We start from the raw sequence: 15,555 nt of genomic DNA, 5'->3' as shown, positions 1-15,555 counted from the left end.
GTTTTCCTTAGCGCGCGTGTGCCGATACGGTACATACATGATCCGCATTGACCCGCATACTCACTCAGCCTGCTCGGATGGGACGGACACTCCCGCTCAACTCATGATGGCTGCATCCCGCGTGGGCCTGGACGTGGTGGGGCTGACTGATCACGACACGACCGCCGGATGGGAGGACGCGGCGGCGATGGTGGAGCGCACCGGGGTGGCGCTCATGCGTGGCATTGAAATGTCCACAGCGTCGAACGGGATCAGTGCTCACGTGCTGGCGTACATGCCTGACCCCTCGTTCCCTGAGCTGGTTGAGACGATGCGGCGCTCGCGGGAGTCGCGCGAGGGACGGGCGCGCAAGATTGTGCAGAACCTGTCAGCAGACTTTCCGATCACGTGGGGCGCTGTCGTTGCGCAGACGCGGGGCGAGAATGTGCCGGTGGGGCGCCCTCACATTGCTGACGCATTGGTCGAGGCAGGTGTGTTCCCTGATCGCGGGGCTGCATTTGACGGAGCCCTGCATCCCTCGTTGAAGTACTACGTGCACTACTGGGCTCCTGACCCGGTTGATACCGTTCGTCTGATTCGTCGCGCGGGCGGTGTCCCCGTTCTGGCACATCCGAGGGCGAGGGCGAGGCAGCGAATCCTGAGCGAAGACGTCATTGCTGACATGGCAGAAGCCGGTTTATTCGGTCTGGAACGTGACCACCGCGACCACGACGCTGCTGCTCGTGAGGAAGTGGAGCGCATCGCGGATCGGCTGGGACTGCATGTGACAGGATCGTCGGACTATCACGGCCAGGGAAAGCCGAACCAGCTTGGAGAAAATCTGACATCAGAGTATGTTTATCGGGCAGTGGAAGAACAAGCCAGCCTGGAGGTCGTACGCCCGTGAACGTCGCTGAGATCCTCAATATCGGTTTGCTCGCCACGACGTTTACGAAGCTGTTTGTCATCATGGACCCGATTGGGACGGTCCCGGTGTTTTTGTCGCTCACGGGGCGCTATTCGGTGGCCGACCAGAGGCGCGCCGCAGTGCAGGCCACGGTCACCTCGCTGGGTGTGATCTTGCTGTTCGCTGCGATCGGACAGTACATTTTGCAGTTCCTGGAGATTTCCACTGAATCGCTGCAGCTGTCGGGCGGTTTCCTGTTGTTCCTGGTGGCGATGGAGTTGCTGACGGAGAACGACCAGGACGAACCTGACACCGGGGATCACAATGTCAACGTCGCGCTGGTTCCGCTAGGCACGCCCCTCCTGGCCGGTCCGGGCGCAATCGTTGCCGTCATGGTGGCGGTGACGAATTCGGGTAAGACGATCTCCGGGTGGGTGGCAGTTGCCCTGGCTGTCGTGCTGATGCACGTGGTGATTTGGCTGACGATGCGTTTTTCCGTTGAGCTGGCCAAATTCCTGGGCCAGGGTGGCATCATGATCCTGACGAAGATCGCCGGTTTGCTGCTGGCGGCGATTGCCACACAGATGGTGATGACAGCGATCTTCACTTTTGTGCGTAACGCGGGGTTGTAGCAACGCTCTGTTTGAGCACCGATCAGTCGTCATCTTCGTCCTCGTCGTCTTCAGCGCAAACTGATTGCAGCATCTCGTCGGTGCCGTAGTAATACTGCAACTGCTGGGAGAGCATCTGCATGACTGGCTGATCGGGGTGGTCGTGCTGCCACTGGCGGGCGTACGTACACAGTAGTTTCAATACCGGCTGAAGCGAGTCATCCTCCAAGCTCCACTTGTCCCGTTCAATGCGCTCAACTGCCAGACGGATTGCCTCGCAAGGACGCGGCTGGTCCTTGCTTAGAGCCAGCATCATCCACCGCTCGTTGACGCCCCAGCGATTCGCATAGTCCCACGCCCGTTCCCTGTCACCTTCAGCCAGCGCAAGGTCAATGGGTATGTCTGCGTCCGTCCAGGGCTGCTGCGCAATCCACTCGATGACTTGTTGGAGGACACGGGAGCGCTTATGCGCTTGTTCGCCGCATGTAAGCAAAAGATTCTGGAACCCGACACTTGGCGTCGAGGTGAAAGCGGTTCGTGCGATGGCAAGTGCGGTGCGTATGCGTTTGGCTGCCAGGCAGCACAGCACCGCCTCGCGAAGGGGAATGAGGAACGGCGAGTAACCTTGGGTCGCGTCGGTGCTGATGGCGTGTGCCTGATGGGCGCGCGCCACGACGTCAGCGGCCAGATCCGGCCGGTCGATGGCCTGTAGATCGTTAAAGAACATGCTGTAAGCGAAGCGATCGCCCTGCGTCGCGCACATGCGCAGCAGGGGAATGTCATCCTGGCACAGTGCCAAGTCGCGTAAGAGAGAGTTCTCGGCGCTTTCGACCTGGATTTTCTCATGTCTGCATTCGATCAGGTAGTCGCGATAGGCAGCCGTCGCTTCCTCGCCCAGGATAGGGATGATGTCTCTAGCTGAGGCTTCCCGCCATTCGTAATTCTCGACGAAATAGTGGGCTGTTTTACGGCCGGCTTCCTTTTCGGGCATCGTGGCCATCCATATCCAGACCAGCATCACTTCGAAAATCGTCTGCAGGTGATCGGCCCATTCACGAGCGTCGTCGTGTGGATCGTCGAAGACCAGTCGTTTGAAATCGGCAAGTGCGTTGTGGCAGATCTGTTCCAGCCCGTCGGTTAATCCAACGGTGATCAGCATCTTCATCTGCAGACCGAGTGACACTATCTCGTGTCTGTTTGCAGCGAGGTCGACCCAGGAGGGTTTCCCGTAGCAGAGAAAGATCCGGCTATACGCCTGCTGTACGAGCGCCGCAGACTGCTCGGGGGACCCAAAATTGAAACTCCACGCTGTGGCGAAGAGCTGGCCGACAGGAGGAAGTGCGGCCGCCATTTTGGAGTAATGCTGGAGGAGTTGCTGGTCGACTGATTGAATGAGCTTTTTGGCCAACTCTGACGTGTCAAGGAGTTCTCGAGGCAGTGAAGGCGTTCGAGAATTCACTGGTTGGCCGTGTTTGAGTAGAACCAGGGCGAGCGCGCATTGATGTTTGCAGAAGTGTCCGGCCTCGCCATGCGGGCAGCTGCACGTCCCATCCAGGGTTCCGTCATCTTCCCACAGCAGATCAACCTCGTACGGTGAGGTGCCTCGTACAGAGGCGTTTGCCCCGTGCTCTTCTATATGTACATCCATCACGAAAGGCATATAGGGGCGTGCGCGGTCGAAAACCTTATCGCCTGCGCGGGCCCGAATATCCTCAACGCTGAAGGGGAACTCATCCATAAACGAAGTATGACAGCACCCGTGTGCATCTGGAGCCCGTCGGATTTCAGAGATCGACTATTGCCACCCCCATCCAAACTGTGCTACTGTATTAATACAGTGATACAGATGGAGGGAGGGAGACATGCAAATGAGCGGAGATTCTCGGCCAATCTGGATCCAACTGGTCGAAGAGTTTACGCAGCGTATTGTTTCGGGCCAGTGGAAGCCCGGAGAAAAAGTACCGAGCGTCAGAGAACTGGCCGCAGAATTCACAGTCAATCCGAACACCGTCCAACGAGCACTCACCCGTGCTGACGAGGACGGCCTGACACAATCGAATCGCACTGCCGGACGCTTTGTGACAGACGACCAGGACGTGATCAAGCAGCATCGCGACAACCTTGCACACCAGATAACAGCTGAATTCATCGCACAGATGAGAGCACTTGGATGTGACAAGAACGCGATCACTGAGCTGATCAATTCCCAGTGGAATACGTATGGACCTGACACAGTCGCCCTCGGCAATGAACAGAAACACGCAAAGGATCCTCATGACAACGCACGCAATTGAGGTTGCGCACCTGACCAAAAAATACGGACAATGGCCGGCGCTCAACGATATATCTTTCGCCATTGAGCCCGGGCAGATCGTTGGCCTGATGGGGGACAACGGGTCCGGGAAAACGACACTTCTGAAAATCCTGGCAGGAATACTGTCCGGTTACGAGGGGAACGTCGCCATCCACGGCCATGCGCCCGGCCCGCAGTCCAAAGCCATCACCTCCTACCTGCCGGACGAATCGGCGCTGCCAACCAGCCTGACAGCCGATGAGGCGATCCGCATGTATGCCGACTTCTTCGACGACTTCGACAGTGCTCAGGCTTTTGAGATGATCGATTTCTTCGAACTGCCACACAACAAACGCTTCCGAGAGATGTCAAAAGGTATGCGCGAAAAGGCGCAAGTGGCACTCACCATGTCCAGACGGGCAAAAGTCCACCTGCTGGATGAGCCGATATCAGGGGTTGACCCGGCGGCGCGCGACATTATCATGCGCGGCGTGCTCACAGGTTTTGACCCCGACGCCCTCATGATCCTGTCCACACACCTGATCCGCGACATCGAGCCGATCATTGACTACGCAATCTTCATGCGCCAGGGGAAGATCCTGCTGGCGGGACACGTTGATGATCTGCGAGAAGAACACGGCACGGACCTCGACACTCTGTTTAGAAAGGTGTATGCACGATGATCTGGACAATTATCCGCTATGACGCCAAAGCAACGTGGCGCCAGCTGTGCGTCATGCCTGTCGTGGCAGCATTGCTGCTGGGCACAGCAATCGGCGCAGATGCGCTGAAAATTCCAGTGTTGAAGGAAATTTCCCTGGTACTCGCAGTGGTGGCAATCGGCGGGCTGCTTGCAGTGCAGGCGCTGATATGCATCCTCAACTACTGGACATCAATGTATGGGCGACAGGGCTCATTCACGCAGACCATTCCGGTGCGCACATCAACACTTTTGAGTGGAAAACTCCTGTACGCATTTATCGTCGGCGTGCTGTCACTGATCGTGACCGCCGTGTTCACGCTGCTTGCCGTCCTGTATTACGTCGGCGCCGAAGCTGCGCGCTACGTCATTGACCAGATTCTTCAGCAGGCGTGGACCAATGCGGTCATACTGGTAATCGCAAGCGTGCTCCTCCAGTTAGTCTGCTCACTGGTGATCGTATGGTCGGTGATCACAATCAGTTCTGACGAAAAACTCTGGTCGCTCAGATGGGGCGCACCGGTCCTCGGCCTGTTCTGCACATACGTTGTTTATGAAGTCGGAGCTGCGCTGTCCATGCTGTTCATTCCGATCGGAGTGCGTATGGAAGATCCCGGGGTAGGTGACATCGTCATGGAAGGAATGTGGCCCAGCATCGTCAAAATGGTGCAGTATGACGCAGCATCGCCTGAGGTGTTGGGGCTTGGATACGTCCTGTGGGCGGTTGTTCTGGCAGTGGTGCTGCTTGTCCTCGCGCGGCGTCACGCGGATCGGCGCACATCCGTTCGGTAGTGGATTGCCAAGCAGCCCGCCTCCCTCGTCTGCTTGTCGAGGGAGGCGGGCCTGTGAGAAAGTATGAAGGTCAGTGTAGCGTGGATGTGGAGGTACCAATGTCGGACCCGGTGCGACCTGTTGGTGGCCAGGTGGAGCCGAATCGTCGGCCAGGGACGGTGTGGGCGCTGCTCATCCTCACGTTGATCTATTGCATCTTCAGCACTGTCAGAGCTATCAAGGACGCCCTCACAGCGTGGCCGCAGATGACAGACAATGGTGAGGATCTCACGATGGTTGCAGTGGTTATCGACCTTGTCATTATCGGCCTGAGTGTCCTGCTGCTGCTCGGTGCACTCCTCGTCACCATGCGAATGACCCGGATCCTGATGCTGGTTGCAGGGATCATGACGATCGGATGGGAGCTGCTGTCCGTTTTCAGCTACGCCGTTTTGCTGCAGGAGTATCACCTTGGTCGATGGGCGATCAAACTGGGCCAGCTTGGAATCGTGATTGTCATCGTAGTGCTGACGCTGGTTCCACCCACGGCGCGCTGGTTTGCAGCCAGGTTCCCGCAGCGCAGGATATAGGCGTTCGAGGGTGGATGCGCGCCCTCGCCATGCCTGAGAAAGGGATGGTCCAGCCAGTCCCGCTAAGACAACTCTGACACAGATGCCCAAGGCCGATTCGTCAGCCTTGGGCATCTGTATGCGTGAAACTTCAGGTGGTGCCGACTTACTCAGCAGCCTCGGAACCACTGGAACGGCGGCGTACACGGCGGCGAGTGCCCTGAGTGCTCTCACCCTTGGCAGATCCAGAGTCACTCTTGCGGCGACGCACACGCGTACGTTGACGACGCGGTGTCTCCTCAGATCCACCGTCCTGCGACGCTGCGCCCTTACGGCGGCCAGAGGAGCGACGCCCACCACCTCGACGCCCGGATCCTCGACCTGAACCACGCCCTGATCCGCGTCTCGGACCGTGATGCCCGCGACCGGTTTCTCCCAAATCCTCCACCTTTTCGGCTTGCAGACCCGCGCGCGTGCGCTGTGAACGCGGCAAACGGTCGGTGACATCGGTCGGGATATCCAAATCCGTGTACAAGTGATCCGACGTGTGGTACGTCTCAAGGGGGTCTGGCACGCCCAGCCCCAACGCTTTCGAGATCAGTGACCAGCGCGGCACATCATCCCAGTCCACGAACGTGACAGCGGTGCCGGATGCGCCTGCACGGCCGGTGCGTCCAATGCGATGCAGGTAGATTTTCTCGTCTTCAGGGCACTGGTAGTTGACCACATGTGTCACGTCGTCAACGTCGATGCCGCGTGCCGCCACGTCGGTGGCCACCAGCACGTCGATCTTGCCGTTACGGAATGCCCGCATTGCCCGCTCGCGCGCACCCTGACCCAGGTCACCGTGCAGCGAACCAACAGCAAAACCGCGATGCGTCAGATCCTCGCCCAGGCGCGCTGCCGTCCTCTTGGTGCGGCAGAAAATAATGGTGCGGCCTCGCCCTCGTGCCTGCAGAATACGGCTGATGACTTCCACCTTGTTCATCGCGTGAACGCGGTAAATGACCTGCTTGACTGTGCGCACCGTGGCGCCCTGATCCTCCGGGTCCTGCGCGCGGATGTGGGTCGGCTGGGACATGAAGCGGCGAGCCAGCGCCACTACCGGGCCAGGCATCGTCGCTGAGAACAGCATCGTGTGGCGCGTAGCCGGAACGCGTGCCAGCAAAGTTTCCACATCGGGCAAAAAGCCCAGATCCAGCATCTCGTCGGCTTCGTCAAGGACCACTGTCTTCACGCCGTTGAGCTTGAGCATGCGCCGCTTGAGCAGGTCGATCAGACGACCGGGAGTTCCCACAACGACGTCAGTGCCGCGTTCCAGCGAATCGATCTGCGGCTCGAACGCTACGCCACCATAAATCTCCGTGATGCGCACACCCAGTTTCGATCCGGCGACGCGCAGATCAGCCGCCACCTGCTTGGACAGCTCGCGCGTGGGGAGCACAACCAGTGCCTGCGGACAGTCGGGATTGAGCAGATCCGCATACGCCGGGCTCGAGGGCACCACCAGCTCCTGAAGCAGTGGGATCCCAAAACCCAGCGTCTTGCCGGTACCGGTTTTCGCCTGGCCGATGATGTCATGCCCGTCCAGCGCCACCGGCAAGGTGAGTGCCTGAATCGGGAACGGGTGGGTAATGGAACGCTCCTCCAACGCCTGCACGATCGGATCGCACACGCCGAAATCTGCGAATGAGCGTTCATCGAGGTGCGACGTGGAGCCGTCCTCGTCAGTGATGTCCGGGACTGCTTCGCCGGCGTGAGCGTCGAATGTTCCGTCGGCAATGTCACCCAGGCGCACCACCCCGGCTGAGTAGGTCACTGACGAGGGTGACTCGTCCTGAGGCTGCGCTTCGTTATCTGTCAAGGAATCAGTCACGATCCTGCTATCTCCATCTTCGGGACGTTGCCCGAGGTCAGGTGTGAATGCGATGCACTCACACACGAGGGGAAGCCGATCGCGCATTATCACTGGGCACATACACGCCTCATGTCGGGCGCCGTTGAATGTGCACGGACGCGGCAAAGATTTCACCAAGGTGAAAGCTCCGCGGTTCAGTCGGTATCTGACGGTGTCGTGTTGAGTCAAAGCGACCGGTCAACCGTATGTTCGTCTCCATGATATCCGTGTCGGCCGTATGAATGTGCAGGCGGTGAGGGTTATCACGTCTCATGGCTGTGATCGCGCTAGGCTGGAGCCATGCAACGTGTCTACGAAACTCCTTCACACGCCACCAGTGAAGCGCTCGGTTTTTTCGCGTACGGCGCGCTGGCGGCCATGACCCGTCTGGCCAAGGACGGTGACCAGGCGCCCACCATCGACGCCCATATCGCTCACATGGAAATGGCGGATCGCGCGTTCCAGTTCTTCACACAGATGGGAGTCTGGGCGCGTCACCGCGGGCTGGATCTGGCCGAGCTTGCCGACGAGTATTCAGGCATGTTTGACGACATTGACATGCGCACCCGGCCCAGTCAGTGGTGGGAACGCTCCGTCAAAACGTACGTCACGCTGGGTATCCTGAGTGACCTGATGCGCGAAGTCGCCGTGTGCCACAAGCTGTTTGATGAAGTGTCGGAGTCGTGGGATCTGGGTCAGGGCGCGTGGGTGGAAGAACACCTCGCGCCGCTGACTGCACAGGACGGGCAGCTGGCCGCACGGTTGTCCTTGTGGGCCAGGCGCGTGGCGGGCGAGGTGCTCGGTCTGGCTCGCGCCACGCTGTTCACGCATCCGAATCTGGCGAAAGACGGCGACACGGCTGATGCCATTTCCGCCGAGGTCACCCGGCGTCACGGTGAACGCATGGAGCGCATTAACCTCAAGCCCTGAGGTGGTTCATCTCTAGCTGACGGCGAAGCCCACTCGGCGAGGCTGTTCTGAGGCGATCGACACGTATGCCAGGGATGCTGCCGGTACGATGATGCGCTGTCCCCGCCGGTCAGACAGGTCGAGGGCGGTCGAGTCTCCGGCTGTCTGCTTGACGAGGGCGACCAGGTCTTCCTCGTCCATGTCCACGTCAAGTTGAAGTTCGCGGGCGGCGCCCTGCACTCCGATTGCTATTTTCATGTGAAACTCCTTTCTGAGCGGGCCATATCCTGATTCTCACCCTAGCAACGCTGCACCTCACGTACCGGATCGAACGCAAATGCACGTGCAGGATGTCACTATTGGGACATGGACATCACCACGACTCCGATTATCGCGCTTGAACAGCCAGATCACGGTGCTGTTCCTCAGCTGGATCAGTATCAACGCGCAGTGTGCGATGCGGTTGCCGCCGGGCGGCATGCTGTGGTGCGCTCCATGCCTGGATCGGGGCGGACGACGTGCGCACTGGCTGTTGTCCAACAGGCTGTGAACAGGTCAGACAGCGTGATGATGCTCGTGCCGGATCGCAACCGGGCGGACTGGCTTCAACCCCGTGTGGAAGCGCTCGCACCGCACACTGTTCGCCCCGTGCGAACGCCGGCCGGCTGCGCCTATCAGGTTGTCTCCACGTGGCGCACCGTGCGCGCGGATCCACTCGGTCCCGTTCAACTGGTCACCGGAGCGGCAGAAGATCAACTCATAGCGGACCTGATGACGCGTCCCGGCATTAACTGGCCGGAATTCTTGCCTGAACAGATGCGTGACATGGCGGCCTTCCGCATGGAAGTACGCAACCTTTTCGCTCGCGCCGGTGAAGCAGGTATCAGCGGTGAGGAACTGGAACGAATTGGACGTGAGCGCGGTGCAGACGAGTGGGTGGCGTGCGGGCAGCTTCTGCAGGTGTACGAGGGGGGCCCTGACTTCGCTGTGGAAACGCGCGGTACAATGCTGGCTGACATGTCGCGCATACAGCGTGTGGCGGCTCAGGTGATCGATGGGTGGGATCGTGATGCCGCGCGCGTGGGGGTGAGTACAGATGCTCCCATACCTGATGTGATCGTGGTGGATGATCTGCAGGACTGCACCCCCTCGACTGTTGAACTGCTCAGCGCGTGTGCACGCAGTGGCACCAGGATCGTGGCATTTGCCGCTCCCGATGTTGCTGTGGCGTCTTACCGAGGGGGCGAACCCCATCTGGACGCGCGCTTGGCGCGCCGCCTGGGCGTTCCCCTGATGCAGCTGGGTGCCAACCGGCGCGGCACACCTGTACTGCGCCACATGGTCTACGACGCAGTTGAACGAATCGGCGTGCAGGCCTCGGCTGCGCACCGATTGACAGAAGCTCAGGCATTGGGTGTATCGGATGGGCAGGCAGACGATACGCCGGCGACAGGTGATGTGCATCTGCACGTCGTCGCAACCGATGCTCAGATGGGGGCGCAGTGCGCGCGGGCCGTGCGCCATGCTTTTCTGCATGAGGGGATGGACTGGACGGACCAGGTCATCATCGCGCGCTCCAGCAGCATCGTTGAACAGGTCAGGCGTCAGCTGATGCAAGGCTCAGTCCCCGTTGCTGGTGGTCAGCGCGCCTTCACATTCTCCGCAGAGCCAGCAACCCGGATTCTGCTTGAGCTGATCTGTGCCGATCCGGAAGATCCGGAGGATTTGCTCACGCACCTGATCGACTCGCCCTACATCCAGGTCGATCCTCTTGACGTGTCGCGAGTTCTGCGAGCGCTGAACCGGCAGTGCCGGGACGAAGGTGCAGGCAGTGCAGATGATGGCGACGACACTGATGCCCGCGTCCAGGAGGTGAGCATCGCTGATCTCATCGCTTCGCCGCAGATCCTCGACACGCTTAAGAATGACGACGAAGCAGCGCAGGAGGCCGTGTCGCGCATCAGGGGTGAACTGCTCACAGCTCACCTGATGTGGAAAGCGGCCCAAGATGCCGCACAACTGACACCCGGCGTGGCACTGTGGCGCCTGTGGAACAGCAGCAGCGAACTGGGTGAGGAGCACTCAGTGGCGACCCGATGGCGCAATGGCGCCATTGCTGGAGGCACGGATGCCGCATGGTACGACGATCAGCTCGACGCGGTCCTGGCACTGTTCAAAGTTGCCGATGTCTACGAGCAGCGTGAGCCAGGCGCACGGGCAGGAGCTTTCGCGCAGCAGCTGCTCGGTGATGACGTACCAACCGATACGATCGCGCAGGCAGGGATTCGTCCTCGGGGAATCGAAGTACTGACACCGGCAGCCGCGATGGGGCGCGAATGGAAGCTCGTGCACATCGTGGGCGTGCAGGACGGTCAGTGGCCCAACATGACGGTGCGTGACCGAGTGCTGCGTTCCGACCTGATCGGGCAGGCTGACCCTGATCCCTCCACGCGGTTGGCGCGCCACCAGATCATGGAAGATGAACGCCGTCTGTTCGCCGCCGCTTTGTCCAGAGCTACGCGACGCGTGCAGGTTTATGCCGTGCTGAATGAGGACGAAGCTCCCTCGTCGTTCGTGGACCTGATTGCGCGATACAGTCACGCACCGCGCACCGAAGATGGAGACTGGATCGTTGAACGCGTACCTGCGCCCCTGAACATGGCTGGTCACGTCGCGCACCTGCGCCATCTTGCAGCTCAGGGTGGAAAAGAAAGCGAACAGGCCATTGAACTGCTTGCGGTGCTGGCACGCAGCGGTGTCAGCTATGCGAACCCGCGCTACTGGATGGGGACAGGCGGGGTGACGACCTCTGAGGTTACCGGCTCGAAAACGGTGCGCCTGTCACCCTCGAAAATCCAGGACATCCGCGATTGCCCGCTCAAATGGTTCTTCACGTCGATCGGCGCTGACCAGGCGCCGGGTGCCGCCCAGGAATTGGGCTCCCTCATCCATGCCATTGCTCAGCGTCACCCGCATGGACCACTCGATGTCATGATGAGCGAGTTGCGCGCCGCATATGACCTGCTGGACTTCGATGCGAACACACTGGCAGGACGCCAGCAGATCGCGCAGGCTGAACACATCATCGAGAACCTTGCCGCATATATGGAGGGAGTGCCCGGTCCGGTAGAGGTCGAACAATCCATTCACGCCACTATCGGTGATGTCATCGTGAGCGGGCGCATTGACCGGATTGAGCATGTGGACGGGAAGATACGCGTGGCGGACCTGAAAACAGGCAAGAGCGCCGTATCAAAGACCGCGGCTCAGGAACATCCTCAGCTCGCGTCCTACCAGGTGGCGCTGACAGCCGCAGGATATGAAATGACTGGAGCCCGCCTGGTGTACCTCGGAACTAAAAACGTCGCGACGCGCGAACAGTCAGCAATGGACTCCGAACAGTTCACTCAATGGTGCGACCAGATGAAGCAGTGGGGACAGATGGCGCGCGGCCCGCACTATCCGGCAACACCGTCAGAAGATGCATGCCGCTTTTGCCGTTTCGCTCAGAGTTGCCCTGCCAAAGATGAAGGACGGAGGACACTTCCATGACTACGCAGACGCTGACCCATCCTGAGATGACAGCCCGGCGCATCGCGGAACTGACAGGCCTGCCAGTTCCCACCGCCGAACAACAACGCGTCATTGAAGCTGACATGGAGCCGCTCCTCGTTGTTGCCGGCGCTGGGTCAGGCAAGACCGAGACCATGTCGATGCGAGTGCTGCACATGGTCGCCGCGCGAGGACTATCCCCCGACCAGATCCTCGGATTGACGTTCTCACGCAAAGCAGCCGCTGAACTCGGTCAGCGGCTTCGAGCGCGCCTAAGCACACTGAGCCAGCACTGCGACGGCATCATCACCACTGAGGATCCGGTATGTATGACATACCACTCCTTCGCACAGCAAATCGTCCACGACCACGGGATGCGTCTGGGTATCGACCCGAACCAGCGTCTGATCGGACAGGCAGGCGCAGTCCAGATGATGACCGACATCGTTGAGATGTGGCCACACGATCTGGGAAGCGACAAGAGCGTATCCAGCCTTGTGGACAGCGCACTGGGTCTTGCCGGCCAAATCGCTGAACACGCAATGAGCATTGATGAGATGCGCGTATTCCTCGACGAATTTGGAACGGCGCTGCGGGAAATTGGCAAGCCGACCGGCGTGCTCAAAAACATGGTGGACACCAACGACCTGCGGCTGCGCCTCCTTGACCTGATCGACGCCTTCTCTGAACGCAAACGCAGTGAACGAGTCGTCGACTTTTCCGACCTGCTGATCTTGGCCAACCGGCTCGCCCACAGCGCGCCCGCTGTACGCGACCAATTGAGAGCCGACTATCACGCCGTGTTTCTGGACGAGTTTCAGGACACCTCCGTCATTCAGATGAAGTTCCTGGCGGCACTGTTTCACGATCATCCAGTGACAGCGGTAGGCGATCCCAACCAGTCCATCTACTCGTGGCGTGGTGCCTCAGCCGGATCGCTGAAATCATTCCTGGACCGCTTCTGTTCGGATACGCCTCACGTCGAGCAAACACAGTACCTCTCGACAGCGTTCCGAAACGACCGCATGATTCTCGATGTCGCCAACCACGTGTCCAGGCCGCTGCGTGAGGATTCCGACATACCGCAGCTCAAAACGCTCGAACAAACACTGACTGCTGACTTGGAGCGCGCGCGACGCGAAGCGGCTCCCGTTGCTGAACAGCAGCGCCTCGAACAGGCGGTTCAGGCTGCGCGCGAGCGCGCCCATGACGGAGTTGTGGACGTCGCCTTCGAGACCAGCACCCAAGACCAGGCCGAAACAGCGGCCCGCTTCCTCGTGAAGCACCGCCAGCGCCGAGGCTCCAGATGGTCAAGCGCGGCGGTGTTGTGCAGGCGAACCTCCGATTTTATTGCAGTGGAAAAAACACTTCGAGCACATGACATTCCTACCCAGGTAATTGGTTTAGGAGGACTGCTTCAACAACCTGCGGTCGCAGATGTGCGGGCAGCATTGCGATTGAGTGTTGACGTGAGCGATTCGCCTGCAGCACTGCGGCTGGTGACGAACCTCGACCTGGGAGCCTCGGATCTGCAGGTGCTCGGCAAGTGGGCCAGGGCACGAAATACGCGTACGCCGGGAGACCATCCCCTGACCTACCTTCTCGACGCTCTTGATACGCCTCCGCCCGTGCACTGGCGCGGCGATGATGCTTCCCCTGCGATCTCTGCAGCAGCAGTGGCGCGCGTCGAGGTCCTGTCCAGCAAACTGCGTGCCATCCGTGAATGGTCCGGGCATCCGGTGACAGATCAGGTGGAACGTGCCATCTCGATACTGGGAGTGGCAACCGATGCTATTGCCGACCCCATGCCCAACGACGGACGCGAAGCGCTGGATACGTTCGTGGATGTGGCCCGAAACTTTGAGAAAGATGCCCCCGATCCGTCGATGCGCGCATTCCTTGCGTGGCTGGATGTGGCCGAACAGGAAGAACGTGGCCTTGCCGGGCCGCACACCGACCCGGATCCCGATGCGGTGCAGATTCTCACCATCCACGGGGCGAAAGGTCTGGAATGGGACAGTGTGGTTGTCTACGGACTGGGGGATGGGATTTTCCCTTCTCACCGCTCGAACTCAGTGACGTGGCGCGATGACCCGCCCGGAGCGAGCGGATGGTTGGAGCGAAGCAGCGAGATTCCCTACCCGTTGCGAGGCGATGCCGACTACCTACCGGCCTTGACGATCGGTGAAGGGGAGGGGCGAACACCTCAGTCAGCGTTCAACAACTGGATTACGCAGACCTATCGACCTGAAATGGGCTGGCAGACGGAGCGCGAAGAGCGCCGTCTCGCATACGTCGCATTGACCAGGGCACGCCATCAGATGCTGCTGACCGGTGCATGGGTGGCATCGTCAGCGAAATTGCACTTTCCCTCGCGCTATCTGATGGAACCACTTGAAGCTGGGCTGACGGCTGCTGACCCTGAACGTGCGATCGCGCCTCAACCTGAACCTGAAGAAGTCGCACAGCTCCTGGCCGCGCAAGACTCACCGCTCTTTCCGGCACCTCCTGACGTATCGCGCCAACGCATGACGCAGGTGACTCACGCAGTGCAGGATGCGATGACACGGCATAGCGGTGAGGCGACCGATGGTGACACGCATCTGGCGCGCACCCCGCACCCGCTGGCCGCCGATACGCGCGTCCTTCTCGACGAGCATCTGCTGCGCAAACACGACGATGCGCTTGTTGTGCCACTGAGCCGCATTCCGGCAACCTCGGTGACACGACTGCTGAGCAGTCCAGATGAGTATGCGCGCGACTTGCGTCGGCCCATACCGCGCGAACCCAGCGACGCCGCGACCCTGGGGACACTGTTCCACTCATGGGTCGAACGCCAGCTGCGCATGGTCTCAGGTGAACTGTGGGATGAGCACATTCCCGGCGAAGAAACGCTTAGCTCGGCGCAACACAGGCGCTTTGACGCAATGAAAGGCATTTTCAACACCCTCCCCATTGTCAATACAGGAAAGCCGATCGCGGTAGAAGAACCCTTCTCGGTGCGGATCGGCTCCTTGAGTATTCCCGGCCGCTTCGACGCTGTGTTCGAGGATGCCGACGGCCGGACAGTGATCATCGACTGGAAAACAGGTCGCGCCCCGACGCGCAATCCAAGCGGAGCGCTCACCGCGCAGGCGCATCTGACTCAGTTGCGCCTCTACACCGCCGCATGGGCGCAGCGAAGCGGAACAGACCCGGACGACATTCATGCCCGCATCGTCTACCTGGGTGGTAATCCTTCCGTTCCAGCAGATCAGCGCATGTATTCCAGGGAAGCTCTGGACGCAATCGTGCGCGAATATGACTCACCGATCAACGACCTGGAAACCGCGTTGCAGGCAGTGTTCACGCAGTCGCCAGCATAGAG

At 60.0% G+C, this 15,555-nt stretch carries 12 protein-coding genes and 1 pseudogene; 9 read left to right on the top strand and 4 right to left on the bottom strand.

The window, feature by feature from the left end; all coding sequences use genetic code 11:
* Positions 1-37: 37 nt before the first annotated feature.
* Both QP093_RS08270 and QP093_RS08265 read left to right on the top strand, forming a co-directional pair.
* Positions 38-886 (top strand): PHP domain-containing protein, encoded by an 849-nt coding sequence (locus QP093_RS08270; RefSeq protein WP_285016071.1) that lies wholly within the window; start codon positions 38-40, stop codon positions 884-886.
* Positions 883-1,518 (top strand): MarC family protein, encoded by a 636-nt coding sequence (locus tag QP093_RS08265; RefSeq protein ID WP_285016070.1) that lies wholly within the window; start codon positions 883-885, stop codon positions 1,516-1,518. Before QP093_RS08270 ends, QP093_RS08265 begins: the two co-directional genes overlap by 4 nt.
* A 22-nt stretch (positions 1,519-1,540) precedes the next feature.
* Here QP093_RS08265 and QP093_RS08260 read toward each other — a convergent pair whose 3' ends face one another.
* Both QP093_RS08260 and QP093_RS10080 read right to left on the bottom strand, forming a co-directional pair.
* Complete coding sequence (locus tag QP093_RS08260; protein WP_285016069.1) at positions 1,541-2,905, bottom strand: hypothetical protein; 1,365 nt, start codon at positions 2,903-2,905, stop codon at positions 1,541-1,543.
* 84 nt (positions 2,906-2,989) lie between these two features.
* A pseudogene (locus QP093_RS10080) lies at positions 2,990-3,145 on the bottom strand (SWIM zinc finger family protein); the annotation flags it as partial.
* A 220-nt stretch (positions 3,146-3,365) separates the two neighbouring features.
* On the opposite strand from QP093_RS10080, the gene QP093_RS08255 reads away from it, so the two are divergent.
* The 4 genes from QP093_RS08255 to QP093_RS08240 all read left to right on the top strand — a co-directional run bounded on the left by QP093_RS08255 (position 3,366) and on the right by QP093_RS08240 (position 5,851).
* A complete protein-coding gene (locus QP093_RS08255; RefSeq protein ID WP_285016068.1) occupies positions 3,366-3,791 on the top strand; it encodes a GntR family transcriptional regulator in 426 nt (141 codons plus the stop codon).
* A complete protein-coding gene (locus QP093_RS08250) occupies positions 3,772-4,473 on the top strand; it encodes an ABC transporter ATP-binding protein (protein ID WP_285016067.1) in 702 nt (233 codons plus the stop codon). The genes QP093_RS08255 and QP093_RS08250 overlap by 20 nt, the downstream gene beginning before the upstream one ends.
* Positions 4,470-5,282, top strand: a complete 813-nt coding sequence (locus tag QP093_RS08245) for a hypothetical protein (protein ID WP_285016066.1) — start codon at positions 4,470-4,472, stop codon at positions 5,280-5,282. Before QP093_RS08250 ends, QP093_RS08245 begins: the two co-directional genes overlap by 4 nt.
* A 98-nt stretch (positions 5,283-5,380) precedes the next feature.
* Positions 5,381-5,851, top strand: a complete 471-nt coding sequence (locus QP093_RS08240; RefSeq protein ID WP_285016065.1) for a hypothetical protein — start codon at positions 5,381-5,383, stop codon at positions 5,849-5,851.
* A gap of 145 nt (positions 5,852-5,996) precedes the next feature.
* Here QP093_RS08240 and QP093_RS08235 read toward each other — a convergent pair whose 3' ends face one another.
* Positions 5,997-7,793, bottom strand: a complete 1,797-nt coding sequence (locus QP093_RS08235) for a DEAD/DEAH box helicase (protein ID WP_480295720.1) — start codon at positions 7,791-7,793, stop codon at positions 5,997-5,999.
* A 234-nt stretch (positions 7,794-8,027) separates the two neighbouring features.
* On the opposite strand from QP093_RS08235, the gene QP093_RS08230 reads away from it, so the two are divergent.
* Positions 8,028-8,657: a ferritin-like fold-containing protein gene (locus QP093_RS08230; RefSeq protein ID WP_285016063.1), complete on the top strand. Its 630-nt coding sequence runs from the start codon at positions 8,028-8,030 to the stop codon at positions 8,655-8,657.
* A gap of 12 nt (positions 8,658-8,669) precedes the next feature.
* Here QP093_RS08230 and QP093_RS08225 read toward each other — a convergent pair whose 3' ends face one another.
* Positions 8,670-8,894, bottom strand: a complete 225-nt coding sequence (locus tag QP093_RS08225; protein WP_285016062.1) for a DUF3107 domain-containing protein — start codon at positions 8,892-8,894, stop codon at positions 8,670-8,672.
* Positions 8,895-9,002: 108 nt separating this feature from the next.
* On the opposite strand from QP093_RS08225, the gene QP093_RS08220 reads away from it, so the two are divergent.
* Together QP093_RS08220 and QP093_RS08215 are read left to right on the top strand one after the other, a co-directional pair.
* The gene (locus QP093_RS08220; protein ID WP_285016061.1) at positions 9,003-12,188 is read left to right on the top strand and encodes a UrvD/REP family ATP-dependent DNA helicase; all 3,186 of its coding nucleotides are present in this window, start codon (positions 9,003-9,005) and stop codon (positions 12,186-12,188) included.
* The gene (locus QP093_RS08215; protein WP_285016060.1) at positions 12,185-15,553 is read left to right on the top strand and encodes an ATP-dependent helicase; all 3,369 of its coding nucleotides are present in this window, start codon (positions 12,185-12,187) and stop codon (positions 15,551-15,553) included. The genes QP093_RS08220 and QP093_RS08215 overlap by 4 nt, the downstream gene beginning before the upstream one ends.
* The last annotated feature ends 2 nt before the right edge of the window (positions 15,554-15,555 follow it).

It is taken from the genome of Pauljensenia sp. UMB10120 (assembly GCF_030212035.1).
GTDB classification, from domain to species: Bacteria; Actinomycetota; Actinomycetes; order Actinomycetales; family Actinomycetaceae; genus Pauljensenia; species Pauljensenia radingae_A.
The sequence above is the reverse complement of the archived record's forward strand: the minus strand, read 5'-3'. Positions and strand labels throughout refer to the sequence as shown.

What these genes read in the sequence shown, in the direction of transcription:
- QP093_RS08215 (WP_285016060.1), top strand. Translation starts at nt 12,185, where the DNA reads ATGACTACGCAGACGCTGACCCATCCTGAGATGACAGCCCGGCGCATC.
- QP093_RS08250 (WP_285016067.1), top strand. Translation starts at nt 3,772, where the DNA reads ATGACAACGCACGCAATTGAGGTTGCGCACCTGACCAAAAAATACGGA.
- QP093_RS08225 (WP_285016062.1), bottom strand. Translation starts at nt 8,894, where the DNA reads ATGAAAATAGCAATCGGAGTGCAGGGCGCCGCCCGCGAACTTCAACTT.
- QP093_RS08220 (WP_285016061.1), top strand. Translation starts at nt 9,003, where the DNA reads ATGGACATCACCACGACTCCGATTATCGCGCTTGAACAGCCAGATCAC.
- QP093_RS08240 (WP_285016065.1), top strand. Translation starts at nt 5,381, where the DNA reads ATGTCGGACCCGGTGCGACCTGTTGGTGGCCAGGTGGAGCCGAATCGT.
- QP093_RS08255 (WP_285016068.1), top strand. Translation starts at nt 3,366, where the DNA reads ATGAGCGGAGATTCTCGGCCAATCTGGATCCAACTGGTCGAAGAGTTT.
- QP093_RS08245 (WP_285016066.1), top strand. Translation starts at nt 4,470, where the DNA reads ATGATCTGGACAATTATCCGCTATGACGCCAAAGCAACGTGGCGCCAG.
- QP093_RS08230 (WP_285016063.1), top strand. Translation starts at nt 8,028, where the DNA reads ATGCAACGTGTCTACGAAACTCCTTCACACGCCACCAGTGAAGCGCTC.
- QP093_RS08235 (WP_480295720.1), bottom strand. Translation starts at nt 7,793, where the DNA reads ATGCGCGATCGGCTTCCCCTCGTGTGTGAGTGCATCGCATTCACACCT.
- QP093_RS08270 (WP_285016071.1), top strand. Translation starts at nt 38, where the DNA reads ATGATCCGCATTGACCCGCATACTCACTCAGCCTGCTCGGATGGGACG.